Source organism: Sediminibacterium sp. TEGAF015 (assembly GCF_025997995.1).
GTDB lineage: Bacteria > Bacteroidota > Bacteroidia > Chitinophagales > Chitinophagaceae > Sediminibacterium.
On the sequence record NZ_AP026683.1, the window covers coordinates 2989090 to 3002733 of the forward strand.

11 protein-coding genes are annotated in these 13644 nt (G+C 41.5%); all 11 read left to right on the plus strand.

From position 1 onward, the window contains the following. Positions 1–2: 2 nt before the first annotated feature. The 11 genes from rsmH to ftsA are packed head-to-tail and all read left to right on the plus strand — an operon-like array spanning position 3 to position 13622. A complete protein-coding gene (gene rsmH, locus TEGAF0_RS13300; protein ID WP_264898954.1) occupies positions 3–920 on the plus strand; it encodes a 16S rRNA (cytosine(1402)-N(4))-methyltransferase RsmH in 918 nt (305 codons plus the stop codon). A 10-nt stretch (positions 921–930) separates the two neighbouring features. Beyond that, positions 931–1242 (plus strand): FtsL-like putative cell division protein, encoded by a 312-nt coding sequence (locus TEGAF0_RS13305; protein ID WP_264898956.1) that lies wholly within the window; start codon positions 931–933, stop codon positions 1240–1242. Next, positions 1242–3353: a penicillin-binding protein gene (locus tag TEGAF0_RS13310; RefSeq protein ID WP_264898957.1), complete on the plus strand. Its 2112-nt coding sequence runs from the start codon at positions 1242–1244 to the stop codon at positions 3351–3353. The genes TEGAF0_RS13305 and TEGAF0_RS13310 overlap by 1 nt, the downstream gene beginning before the upstream one ends. 43 nt (positions 3354–3396) lie before the next feature. Continuing rightward, complete coding sequence (locus TEGAF0_RS13315; RefSeq protein ID WP_264898959.1) at positions 3397–4860, plus strand: UDP-N-acetylmuramoyl-L-alanyl-D-glutamate--2,6-diaminopimelate ligase; 1464 nt, start codon at positions 3397–3399, stop codon at positions 4858–4860. 9 nt (positions 4861–4869) lie between these two features. After that, positions 4870–6186, plus strand: a complete 1317-nt coding sequence (gene mraY / locus TEGAF0_RS13320) for a phospho-N-acetylmuramoyl-pentapeptide-transferase (protein ID WP_264898961.1) — start codon at positions 4870–4872, stop codon at positions 6184–6186. Between the two features lie 6 nt (positions 6187–6192). Further along, positions 6193–7533: a UDP-N-acetylmuramoyl-L-alanine--D-glutamate ligase gene (gene murD / locus TEGAF0_RS13325; protein ID WP_264898962.1), complete on the plus strand. Its 1341-nt coding sequence runs from the start codon at positions 6193–6195 to the stop codon at positions 7531–7533. A 33-nt stretch (positions 7534–7566) separates the two neighbouring features. Then, positions 7567–8922 (plus strand): FtsW/RodA/SpoVE family cell cycle protein, encoded by a 1356-nt coding sequence (locus TEGAF0_RS13330; protein WP_264898963.1) that lies wholly within the window; start codon positions 7567–7569, stop codon positions 8920–8922. Further along, positions 8915–10006, plus strand: coding sequence for an undecaprenyldiphospho-muramoylpentapeptide beta-N-acetylglucosaminyltransferase (gene murG / locus TEGAF0_RS13335; RefSeq protein WP_264898964.1), 1092 nt, complete (start codon positions 8915–8917; stop codon positions 10004–10006). Before TEGAF0_RS13330 ends, murG begins: the two co-directional genes overlap by 8 nt. Then, positions 10003–11373 carry a UDP-N-acetylmuramate--L-alanine ligase gene (gene murC, locus TEGAF0_RS13340; RefSeq protein WP_264898965.1) on the plus strand — a complete coding sequence of 457 codons (1371 nt, stop codon included), beginning with the start codon at positions 10003–10005 and terminating at the stop codon, positions 11371–11373. The genes murG and murC overlap by 4 nt, the downstream gene beginning before the upstream one ends. A gap of 24 nt (positions 11374–11397) precedes the next feature. Continuing rightward, positions 11398–12225 (plus strand): cell division protein FtsQ/DivIB, encoded by an 828-nt coding sequence (locus tag TEGAF0_RS13345; RefSeq protein WP_264898966.1) that lies wholly within the window; start codon positions 11398–11400, stop codon positions 12223–12225. Then, positions 12222–13622, plus strand: a complete 1401-nt coding sequence (gene ftsA / locus TEGAF0_RS13350) for a cell division protein FtsA (protein ID WP_264898968.1) — start codon at positions 12222–12224, stop codon at positions 13620–13622. The genes TEGAF0_RS13345 and ftsA overlap by 4 nt, the downstream gene beginning before the upstream one ends. Positions 13623–13644: the final 22 nt, after the last annotated feature.

The window sequence follows — 13644 nt, forward strand, 5'->3', positions numbered from 1 at the left end:
GCATGGAAAAAATACCTGCTAGCGATTATCATGTTCCGGTGCTCTACTATGAAACACTGGATGCGTTGTCCATTGTTCCGGATGGAATTTATGTGGACTGCACATTTGGTGGAGGTGGACATAGCAGAGGTATTTTGGAAAAGTTGGGGCCAAACGGTAGACTGATTGCATTTGATCAGGATGCGGATGCGCAACAAAATATTCAAAACGAACCTCGTCTTTTGTTTATTCCGCAAAACTTTCGTCACCTGCATCGCTTTTTGCGTTTGCATGGAATTAATCAGGTGGATGGTCTGTTAGCCGATTTGGGTGTGAGTTCGCATCAGTTTGACGAAGGGGAGCGTGGATTCTCTATTCGCTTTGAAGGTCCAATGGATATGCGGATGGATAGAAGACAAATCCTAACTGCTGCCGACATCATTAAAACCTATACTGAACAGCAATTGCACAAACTGTTTGAACAGTATGGTGAAGTAACCAATGCCAAAACCCTTGCTGCGCATATTGTTCAGCAGAGAACCCGCTTGCCGTTTGCAACGATTGATCAATTTAAAGCATTGATTAGTGCAGTGGTAAAAGGAAATCCCAATAAATATTTAGCCCAGGTTTTTCAGGCGCTTAGAATTGAAGTGAACGACGAGATGGGAGCGCTGAAAGAAATGTTAGAGCAGTTAACCAAAGTGTTGAAGCCCGGAGGAATTGCTGCCATCATTACTTTCCATTCGCTGGAAGACAGGTTGGTTAAAAACTTTTTTAAACAGGGAACTTTTGAAGAAGTAGTTGATCATCCACTGTTGTCGATTGAGAAACCAAAATATTTTCAACTGGTGAATAAGAAGCCTATTACGGCTGGAGCAGAAGAGTTGAAAAGAAATAGCAGAAGTAGAAGCGCAAAGCTGCGTGCAGCCGCGCGTTTATAATATATATACCGTGCCCGAAAACAAAACAAATCCTAAGAACCCCATTAAGGGGTTGCTCAACTATGAGTGGATTGTGAAGAACATTGGTTTCTTCCTTTTCCTTTCTGTTTTAGCAGTACTGTATATAGCCAACGGACATATGGCCGACAAAACCATACGCCGTATTAATAGCATCAACAACGAATTAAAAGAATTGCAGTTTACCTACAAGACTTTAAAGAGTGAGTTGATGTACAAAACAGAAGAGTCGCAGATTGTGAAACTGGTTGAACCCATGGGTTTAAAAATTAGCAACGAAATGCCGGAGCGAATTCAGAAATAATGGAAGTAAAACGCGACATATTATGGAGAGTGTACCTCAGTTATATCCTGATGGTAGCTGCCTGTATCGCCATCTTTGGCAAAGCGGTTTACATTCAGCAAGTAGAAGGTGCTAAGTGGAGAAGCATGAGTGATAGTTTGCACCAGCGTATTGATGAAATTGAAGCAGAGCGTGGTACCATCTATTCTGAAGACGGTCAAATGTTAAGTACGTCTATTCCGCAGTTTGATATTTTCATTGATTTCCGCGTTGCGGGATTGAGAGAGAAAAACGGACAGCGTTTTAGAGAGAATATAGATTCTTTGAGTTATTGTTTAGCGCAACTATTTAAGGACATGAGTCCGGTGGAATACAAGCGAGTATTGCAACAGGCGTATAAGGCACAGGAAGGTTATTTTCCTCTGAAAAAGAAAATCAGTTTTACTCAGTACGATTCTTTGCGCAAATTTCCTTTGTTTAAACTGGGTCGATACAAAAGCGGGATGATTGCCAATGAGCGTACTGTTCGATTGAATCCTTATCAGATGCTGGCTTTCAGAACCATTGGTTTGGCGCGCGATTCCAACAAAGTGGGATTGGAAAAAACCTATGATGCCATATTGAAAGGAAGAAACGGTAAGCAAACCGTTCGTTCTATTGCTGGTGGAATTGGAGTGCCCGTAGACGATACTTACCTGGTAGAACCAGAGACAGGTAAAGACATTGTGAGTACCATTGACGTATTTATTCAAGATATAGCAGAAGCGGCTTTGATGAAAATGATGGTGAAGAACGAAGCAGAAAATGGCTGTGTGATTGTAATGGAAACCAAAACAGGAAAAGTAAAAGCCATTGCAAATTTGGGTAGAATGTCGGACGGTTCTTACTGGGAAAACCTAAATCACGCCATTACACCCAGTGAGCCAGGATCTACTTTCAAGCTGGCTACCCTGATGGCTTTGTTGGAAGATAAAAAAGTAAACCTCAATCAAACCATTAATCTGGAAAATGGTGCGTGGAGAGTAGCAGGTCAAACTGTGTACGATTCTGAAAAACATGCGGAGAATATTGTTACTGTGAAGCATGCTTTTGAATTGAGTTCGAATGTGGCCATGGCAAAAATGGCGGTAGCGAATTATTCAAATAATCCTCAGCAGTTCCTGAAGCACTTACGTAAAATGCGCCTGGATACCATTACAGGGATTGATTTAGTGGGAGAACGCAGGCCAGTAATTTATCGCCCGGGTTCTAAATTATACGGTCCAACTACCATACCCTGGATGAGTTTTGGATACAACCTCGCCATCAGTCCATTGCATACCGCAATGTTGTATAATGCCATTGCGAACAATGGAGTAATGATGCGTCCTTATTTGGTAAGCAGCATTAAAGAAGAAGGGGTGTTGTTAAAAGAAATTCCACCGGTAGTATTGGATACTCAAATTTGCAGTCCCTCAACCTTAGCTATGCTGAAAGCCAGTTTGGAAGGGGTTTGTATTGCAGGTACTGCGAAGTCTTTGTTTGCAGGTACACCGTATAAAGTAGCTGGTAAAACAGGAACTGCAAAAGTGGCTGATGGAAAGAATGGGTATACTACCAATGTGTATCAGAGTTCCTTTGCTGGGTATTTTCCTGCTGACAATCCACAGTACACATGTGTTGTAGTGATCAAGAATAAACCATTTGCCGCCAATTTTTATGGTGCATCTGTAGCAGGTCCGGTGTTTAAAGAAATTGCTGATCGTTTGTATGGAACTTATATAAAGACAAACAAAACCTTAATTGCTGGCACCAATAAAAAAGACAGCAGCTTCTTTGCTTACAATGGTTACAAAGCAGATCTGATGTACCTGACTGAGAAATTGAAAATAGGTTTTGCCGATTCTACCGGAAGAGCAGATGAGTGGACACGTGTTAACAAGAATAGTGCGAAAGCAGTACTACAGAAATTACCAGTGGACAAAAATGCTATGCCTCCTTTGAAAGGGCTAGGATTAAAAGATGCCATTTATCTCTGCGAAGAAATGGGATTGATGGTGCAGGTGAAAGGAAGAGGAAAAGTTACCGAACAATCCATTGTTCCCGGACAGCCGATTGCGAAGGGACAGCTGGTACAATTGAGTCTCAATTGAATATAAATGAACAATAACGAAACATAAACAAAACCTAACCCAAATGAAAACCCTTCAGCAACTTCTTATTCAAACTAAAACGCAGCAAATTTCTGGCGCTTTGGATAAGGATATTACTGCCATTGAGATTGACTCAAGGAAAGTAATAGCGGGTGCGGCATTTGTTGCCATAACAGGCGCGCAAAGTGATGGGCATGCATTCATTAGCAAAGCCATTGAGTTGGGTGCGGTTGCGATTATTTGTGAAACCTTTCCTACTATATTAGTAGAGGGTGTTACTTATGTAAAAGTTGCCAGCAGTGGAGAAGCAGCTGCGCGTATGGCAGTTGAGTTTTACAATCATCCATCTGCAGCAGTCAAGCTGGTTGGGGTTACGGGTACCAATGGTAAAACAACTATTGCTACTTTATTATTCAAGTTGTTTCGTCAGTTGGGCTACAGCTGTGGTTTAATCAGTACGGTGCAGAACCAATTTGACGATACCATTATTCCTGCTACCCATACAACACCTGATGCTATTAGTCTGAATGCCTTGTTGCGTAAAATGGTGGACGAAGGTTGTTCTTATGTTTTTATGGAATGCAGCAGTCATGCCATTCATCAGCACCGCATTACCGGATTACAATTTGCCGGTGCTTTGTTCAGCAATATCACACATGATCATTTAGACTATCACAAAACCTTTGATGAATACATCCGTGTAAAGAAGAAATTCTTTGATGATTTATCGGCTGATGCTTTTGCTATTTCGAATGCAGACGATAAGCGCGGTGAAGTGATGTTACAAAATACGAATGCTACCAAATACTTGTACAGCCTTAAAACCATGGCTGCCTTCAAGGGAAAAATATTAGAAAATGCATTGACAGGCTTGGTAATGACTATCAACGACCAGGAAGTGCATTTTCGTCTAATTGGAACTTTTAACGCTTACAACTTGCTGGCGGTATATGGTGCTGCTGTTTGTTTGGGTGTTGAAAGTTCAGAAGTACTTACTGCATTAAGCATGCTTACCGGTGCAGAAGGTCGCTTCGATTATATCATCAGTGCCAATAATATTATTGGTATTGTAGACTATGCGCATACACCCGATGCATTGGAAAATGTATTGAGCACCATTAAAAAGTTACGCAAGGGCTACGAACAAATCATTACTGTGGTAGGATGCGGCGGAGACAGAGATAAAACCAAACGTCCTGTAATGGCACAAGCAGCCTGCGATTGGAGCGATCGTGTGATTTTAACCAGTGACAATCCCCGTACGGAAGATCCTGAAGCTATTCTTCGTGATATGGAAGCAGGTCTAAGCAGTGCGGCAAAAAGAAAATACATCACGCTGATAGATCGCAAGCAAGCAATAGAAGAAGCAGTGCGAATGGCTAAGCCAGAAGATATTATTCTGGTAGCAGGAAAAGGGCATGAGAAATACCAGGACATCAACGGAGTGAAATATCCTTTTGACGATAAAGAAGTTTTACAAAAAGCATTTTCAACCAATCCTCAATAAACCCATTCTATGTTATATCAATTATTTAACTGGCTAAAACAAAGCTTCGATATTCCCGGAGCCGGGCTGTTTCAGTTCCTGACTTTCAGGATTGCAATGGCAATTGTATTGAGCTTGGTAATTGCAACTGTTTATGGGAAGCGCATCATTCTGTTTTTACAGAAAAAGCAAATTGGGGAATCGGTTAGAGACTTAGGATTGGCAGGACAGGAGCAGAAAAAAGGAACCCCTACCATGGGTGGTATCATTATTCTGTTGAGTATTCTTATTCCCACTTTATTATTTGCCAATCTGGATAAAGTATATGTACGACTGATGGTTCTTTGTACGGTTTGGCTCGGTATCATTGGTTTTCTGGATGATCTGTTTAAGATTCGTGCCAGAAAAGCAGCGCAGCAAAAAGGCGAAACCTACAAGAAAAAAGATTCTGATGGATTGGCCGGTATTTCTAAAATCATTGGTCAGGTTGGATTGGGGATTATCATTGGTACTACTTTGTATTTCAGCAATGCGGTTACCGTAGAAAGAGAAATCATTGGCTCTGCCCGTAAAGTTTCTATGTTACAGGAAGGAGAGCGGTTTGCAAAAGATTCAACCATTATTGTTCGTGAAATAAACGGACTGGAAAGAAAATTCGTAAAAGTAAAAACCCCCATCACTACCATTCCTTTTGTAAAGAACCATGAGTTCAACTACAGTAAGCTGATCAGCTGGATGGGCAATGGTGCTGAAAAATATACCTGGATTGTGTATATCCTGATAGTGACTTTGATTATTACGGCGGTTAGTAATGGCGCCAATCTTACAGATGGATTGGATGGACTAGCTGCCGGCGTGAGTGCCATTATTGGTGCGGGTTTGCTGGTGTTCATTTATGTTAGTTCCAACTACATATTTGCCGATTACTTAAATATCATGTATATCCCAAATCTGGGTGAGCTCACCATTTTTGTGGGAGCTTTTGTAGGGGCTTGTATTGGTTTCTTGTGGTACAATGCTTTTCCTGCCCAGGTATTCATGGGCGATACAGGTAGTCTTGCCCTGGGAGGTATCATTGCTTCTTTGGCCATCATTGTAAGAAAAGAATGGTTGATTCCTATTTTCTGCGGCGTATTCCTGGTAGAGAATTTAAGTGTAATGATTCAGGTGGGTTATTTCAAATACACCAAGAAGAAATACGGTGAAGGCAGAAGAGTATTCTTAATGAGTCCCTTGCATCACCATTACCAGAAGAAAGGATTTCATGAAAGCAAGATTGCCGTTCGTTTCTGGATCATTACCATTATGCTGGTGGTGATGAGTGTAGTATCCTTAAAAATTAGATAAGAAAAAGTGAGTAATAATATTATCATATTAGGCGGAGGCGAAAGCGGAGTAGGTGCTGCGGTATTGGCAAAGCACAAGGGGCTAAACGTGTTCCTGTCTGACGGTGGCTCACTGAAAGAAATCTACAAAGCGGAATTGCGTGCAAACGGAATTGAATTTGAAGAAGGTGGTCATAGCGAAGAAAGAATTTTAGCAGCAGACGAAGTGGTAAAGAGTCCCGGTATTCCGGAGAAGAATGAAATGGTGAAAGCCATTCGTGCCAAAGGAATTCCGGTAATCAGTGAAATTGAACTGGCTTATCGCTATAAGGGTGACAGTAAAATTATTGCCATCACAGGTAGCAATGGCAAGAGCACTACCACTGCTTTGATTTATCATATCTGCAAAACCGCTGAATTAGACTGTGCCATGGTGGGCAATATTGGTTATTCGTTTGCCCGTCAGGTGGCAGAAGATCCCAAGCCACTCTACATTATCGAGATCAGTTCTTTTCAATTAGATGATATTAAAACCTTCCGACCCAATGTGAGTGTATTACTCAACATCACGGAAGATCACTTAGACAGATATAATTATGTATTTGATAATTATATCCGCTCTAAGTTTCGCATCATCGAAAACCAAACAGAAGAAGACTTCTTCATCTTCTGTTTAGACGACGAAGTAATCGCACAAAAACTCCCATTACTAACTATCCATACTAACCCACTACCATTCTCTATGAAACAAGAAGTAAAAAAAGGCGGCTACATCAAGGGCGACCAGATGATGCTGCGCATCCAAGAAGAAAGAGTAAGCATGAGCATTTATGATTTTGCCCTTAAGGGGAAGCACAACCAGTACAACACAATGGCAGCGGGTATTGCAGCAGCAACCATTGGCATTCGAAAAGAGAAGATCAGGGATGCTGTTAAGAACTTCCACAGCCTGGAGCATCGCATGGAATTTGTGGCGATGGTACGTGGTGTTGAATTCATTAACGACAGCAAAGCTACCAACGTTAACAGTACCTGGTATGCTTTGGAAAGCATGAATAAGCCGACTGTATTGATTTTAGGCGGTGTTGACAAAGGGAATGACTATACTTTAATAGCCGAATTGGTAAAAGAAAAAGTGAAAGCCATTGTTTGTATGGGAACAGACAATAGCAAAATCATTGCTGCCTTTAAAGATATTGTACCAACCATCATAGAAACGGATAGTGCCAAGAAAGCGGTGAACGCTGCTTTTAGAGCTGCTGGAAAAGACGAAGTGGTTTTATTAAGCCCTGCTTGCGCCAGCTTCGATTTATTTAAAAACTACGAAGACAGAGGAACCCAATTTAAAGAAGCTGTTAAGGAATTGTAAGAAGTTAGAATCTATTACAAGTAAGGAAAAACTATGTCCGAAATAAAAGATACCCTATTTTCTCAAATCCCCTCGGTAGAAGGTGTACGCAAGCAATTGCTTACCCGCACCCGTGGCGATAAATATATCTGGGGTATTGTATTGTTGTTGTCTCTTATTTCAATTCTGGTAGTGTATAGTGCCACCGGATCGCTGGCCTATAAAACATATAAGGGCAACACCAATATCTATTTATTCAAACAGCTTTCCTTCTCTATACTGGGTTTGATTATCATGTACTTTTTGCATCGGGTGAACTATACTTTTTTCTCTCGGGTAGCCACCATCTTGTTTCTGGTTTCTATTCCGCTGTTGTTGTATACTTTATTCTTTGGTGCTAAAATTAACGAGGGTAGTAGATGGATTAAATTGCCCATCATCAACCTGACTATTCAGACCAGTGACTTTGCCAAGCTGGCTTTGTTCATGTACATTTCTAAAATGCTGAGCAAGAAGCAGGAAGTTATCAAGGACTTTAAAAAAGGATTTATTCCGGTGGTTACGCCTGTTATCATTATTTGTGCGTTGATTATGCCGGCTAACTTGTCGAATGCTTTGTTAACGGGAGCCACTTCTTTGTTGCTCATGTTTATTGGCAGGGTAAGTTTTAAACATATTTTATTGACCATCATGGTAGCAATGATACCTGTAGCATTCATTGTAACAGTGGCCGTGCTTACCTATGACGGAAAGAAAACAGAAGATATTGCCAAACCGGTTGCAGCAGAAAAAATGAAATCGGTGGGTCGATTTGGTACCTGGGTAAAAAGGGTACAGGACTTCATGTATGCCCAAGACAGCGAAATACCTTATCAAGTGCAACAAGCAAAAATTGCCATTTCGAATGGTGGTATTTTAATTGGGCTGGGTCCGGGCAATAGTCAGCAAAGAAACTTTTTGCCGCAAGCGTATAATGACTTTATTTATTCCATCATTATAGAAGAGTACGGACTCCTGGGTGGTGCTTTCATGATATTTATTTATCTGGTGTTCCTGTTCCGGTGCATCAATATTTTCCGAAGATGCCCTTATGCCTTCGGGGCATTTCTGGCGTTGGGCTTAAGTTTTACTTTAGTAATTCAGGCTGTAGCTAATATGGCCGTGAACGTGAATCTGGTTCCTGTAACCGGTGTTACCCTTCCACTAGTAAGTATGGGTGGCTCTTCCTTCCTGTTTACTTGTGCAGCCATTGGTATTGTGTTAAGTGTGGGTCGCAACGTAGAGCAGCTTGAAGGAAAAGCGCCGCTGGAAACAGGGGTGGCTCCTGTGGACGAAAACCCCGAAGGGGGGGCGGGTCTGGTGAATCGCGAAAGTTTTTCTTCTAACCAAAATCCGCACGCGAATGCCTAATCGTTTTATCATAGCTGGTGGGGGTACTGGTGGTCATATTTTTCCAGCTGTTGCCATTGCCAACGCCCTGAAAAATGTGCAGCCCAGTTCTGAAATTTTATTCATTGGCGCCAAAGGAAAAATGGAAATGGAGAAAGTGCCGCAAGCTGGCTATGAAATCAAAGGGCTGGATATTGCAGGTTTTAACAGAAGTTCCCTACTCAAGAATATTTCTCTTCCCTGGAAACTGGTAAAGAGTTTTGTGCAGGTGCGAAGTATTTTTTCTTCCTTTAAACCAACTGCCGTGATTGGGGTAGGTGGTTATTCTACTTTCCCTGTTTTAAAATATGCCCAAAGTAAGGGTATACCTACGTTTATTCACGAAGCCAATTCTTTTGCAGGGAAGAGCAATATGCTATTGGGAAAAAACGCTACGAAAATTTTTGTAGCGACGCCTGGTATGGAGCGTTTTTTCCCGGCAGAAAAAATACTGGTCTCTGGCAATCCGGTGCGCGAAAACATTGTGCGTAATGCTATTCAGCGCGAAGATGCACTTCGTTTCTTTCAACTTGATCCGAACAAGACTACTGTTCTTGCAGTTGGAGGTAGCCTTGGTGCAGCCAGCATTAACAATGCATTGATGGAGCAACTGGATGCTTTTGCCAACAACGATTTGCAATTAATATGGCAAACGGGTAAAACCAATAGTGAAGTCTATAAAAATGCTGCCGCCAAATATGCCAATGTATGGGTAGGTGAATTCATTACCCAAATGGAATTTGGATATGCTGCTGCTGATATGGTTATTAGCCGTGCTGGTGCCATGGCGGTTACCGAATTGTGCATCACAGGTAAAGTAGCTGTGCTGGTTCCTTTTCCTCATGCTGCAGAAGATCATCAAACAGCCAATGCCATGCAATTGGTGAACAATGGTGCTGCTATTTTAGTAAAAGATGATAAAGCAAAAACTGATCTGGTTAAAGAAGTGGTAGCACTTTCGAAAGAAGTGATGAAACAGGAAGAGATGAAAATGGCTATTCGCAAACTGGCTTTGCGCAATGCTGCAGAATTTGTTGCTAAAGAAATTATACAATCCTTGTCATGAGTAAATTGACTACTATACATACCATTTATTTCATTGGCGTTGGCGGCATTGGCATGAGTGCCATTGCGCGCTATTTTTTGTCGAAGGGCGCCAAAGTGAGTGGTTACGATAAAACTCCTACGGTGTTGACGAATCAACTGGAGAAGGAAGGAATAAATATTCACTACACCGATGATATAGCTTTGGCGCCACAGCACCCTGATGTAGTTGTGTATACGCCTGCTATTCCTAAAGACCACAAAGAATTGAATCATTTTATCAACAATGGTTTTACGGTAATGAAGCGCAGTGATATTCTGCAATGGATTACCGAAAACAGTTTCAATATTTGTGTGGCAGGTACCCATGGTAAAACAACTGTTACTTCCATGGTCGCTCATTTGTTGCGTCATACCGGCTATGGTTGCAATGCTTTTCTGGGTGGGATCTCTGCCAACTATCATACTAATTTCTGGAGCCATGAACGAAATGTAGTAGTGGTGGAAGCTGATGAATACGATCGCAGTTTTTTGAAGTTGGCACCGAATGTGGAAGTGATTACTTCTATGGATCCGGATCACCTGGATATTTATGGTACTGCCGAAGAAGTAGAGAATGCTTTTGTTCAGTTTGCGGGAAAATTAAAACCGGGCGGAACCATCGTTGCCAAGCATGGATTGAGCAGAGCCGCCGAGTTACGGGCAGATCACTTGTTTACCTATGATCATAAAAACGAGGCGGCGGATATACATGTGAAAGATTTACAAGTAGTGAATGGTGTGTATCATTTTGGCGTTCAGGCACCTGATTGGTCTATTGACAACCTAGTACTGAATATGGGTGGCCTGCACAATATTGACAATATGATTGCTGCGATTACGGTTGCCAAACAATTGGGTATTGAATCTGAAAAAATTGTTGCTGCTGTTGCCGATTATAAAGGAGTTCGCAGAAGATTTGAATATGCAATGAATACGCCTGAGCATGTTGTGATTGACGACTATGCGCATCATCCGGATGAGTTGAAGGCATTGTTGTCTGGTGTTCGCAGCATTTTCCCTGATAAAAAATTAACCCTGGTTTTTCAACCGCATTTATACAGCAGAACAAAGGATCAGGCAGCTGGGTTTTCAGCTATACTGGACCAGGCTGATGAAGTGATTTTGTTACCCATTTATCCGGCAAGAGAATTGCCCATGGAAGGCGTAAACAGTGAAATGCTGCTAAACAATATGCATCTGAATCAAAAGCAGGTTTTGGATAAGCCAGCGTTCCTGGATTGGGTAAAAGCCAATCAACCAGAACTGCTGGTAATGGCTGGTGCCGGTGATATCGATACCCTAGTAAATCCTGCAAAAGAAATCCTATTAAATCACCCGCTTATTTAATGTAAAATCATTTAGAACCCACCCATGAAAAAGTTGAACTGGAAAAAAATATTCATCATTACACTTTGGGCACTGGCTGCCGTAGGGGTAGTGGTGTTATTGGGTGCTTCCATCCGCCAGAAAAACAACCGAAAATTGAAAGGGGTTGTGGTTGAAATAAGAGGGGCAGAAAAACATATGTTTATTGATGAGCAGGATGTTTTGCAATTGGTTAACAGCCCCGCTCCGGTAACGGGTCGTCCTATGCGTTCGGTTCCCTTGCGTAGGCTAGAAATGCAGGTAAAGAAAAATCCTTGGGTGAACAATGCCGAAATGTATTTTGATAACCAGCAGGTTTTGCAAGTAAGTATTGTAGAGAGAGAACCCATAGCCCGAATTTTTGAAACCAATGGACAGTCTTACTATATTGATTCGGCCATGAACCGAATGCCCCTGAGTACAAAGCTTACGGCCAGAGTGCCTGTGTTCACTGGTTATCCTGCAAGCAAAAAGCTAGATACCACTTTATTGCAGTCTGTCATTTTACTTTCCCGTTTAATGAATGCCGATTCTTTTTTGACCGCACAAATAGCACAAGTAGATATTGTTGCCAATAAAAAATTTGAAATGATTCCTGTGATAGGAGAACACTTGGTTGCTTTTGGCGACTCTTCACTGGCGGCGGATAAGCTCCACCGGTTAAAAGCTTTCTACCAAAAAGCCTGGTTGCAGCATGGAATAAATACATATAAAATTATCAGCCTAGAATATAAGGGGCAGGTAGTAGCTATTAAAGAATCACCAAAAAATGTAGTAGCAGAAAACAATATATCGATTCAAATTCCGTTAACAAGTAAAAGAAATACTCTATGAATCACAATGAAGCACCTATCATTGTTGGACTGGACATTGGTACCACCAAGATTGCCGCAATTGCCGGCCGCAAAAACGAATATGGCAAGTTAGAAATTCTTGGTTTTGGTCGCGCCAACAGCAGTGGTGTACTACATGGTCAGGTGTTGAATATTGACCAGACCATTAAAGCCATTCAGGCCGCTTTGGAAAATTGTGCACAGAGCAATCCCGATTTAGAAATCAATGAAGTATATGTTGGTATAGCCGGTCATCATATCAAGAGCCTGCAAACAAGAGGTGATATTGTTCGCCAGGACGCAGATATTGAAATCAGCAGAGCTGAAGTAGAACAGCTAATCAACAACCAGCGTAAAACATTTATTCCTGCAGGTGACCAGATCATTGATGTGATTGCACAGGATTTTCACGTAGACAGCAACCAGTACATTAAGGATCCTGTTGGATACAATGGTGTAAAAATGGGAGCAAACTTCCATATTATTACCGGTGACAGAAATGCTATCCGCAATATCAATCGTGCAGTAACCAGAAGTGGTTTACAAACCAAAGATCTTGTTTTACAGCCTTTGGCTTCTGCTAGTGCGGTAATGAGTGAACTGGATATGGAAGCAGGTGTTGCCATCCTGGATATTGGAGGTGGTACTTCTGATTTGGCTGTATTTTATGATGGCATTTTAAAACATACTGCCGTTATTCCTTTTGGTGGAGAAAATATTACCAATGATATCCGCTTAGGTCTGGGCGTTTTAAAAACCCAGGCGGAAGCCATGAAGGTTCAGTTTGGTTCTGCTTTGGCTGACGAAGCAAAAACTAACTCCTTCATTACCATTCCTGGTTTAAAGGGAATGCCTGCGAAAGAAATCAGTGTAAAGAGTCTTGCTCAAATTATTCAAGCAAGAATGAGTGAAATCCTTGATTTTGTTACTTATCATTTAAAGCAGGTTGGATTAGACTCCCGTGCATTGAATGGTGGTATCATTTTAACAGGGGGTGGATCTCAGTTGAAGCATCTGATTCAGTTAACAGAATATGCTACCGGTTTAAACGCCCGCATTGGTCTGCCTAACGAACACCTAGCTCCCAATCATATTGATGAGTTGAATAAGCCTATGTATGCAACTTGTATTGGTTTGATCTTAAAAGGATACAACGACTACGATCAGCATCACAAGGAATTCAAAGAGCGTTTTGTGAAACTGGAAGTGCCTGCTAATCTGAAGAAGAAAGTAGAAGTAACGCCTGAAGCACCAGTTGCAGCTACACCTCAAAATGAAGCTGTTGCTGAAGCACAAAAGAAAACAGTTGATATGGGCCCACGCATTAAATTCTGGGACAAATTCAAAAACAACCTGATTGAATTATTCAAAGAAGAAGAAGACCAAGTAATAAGATAAAACTCGAACCTTAATCCCTACT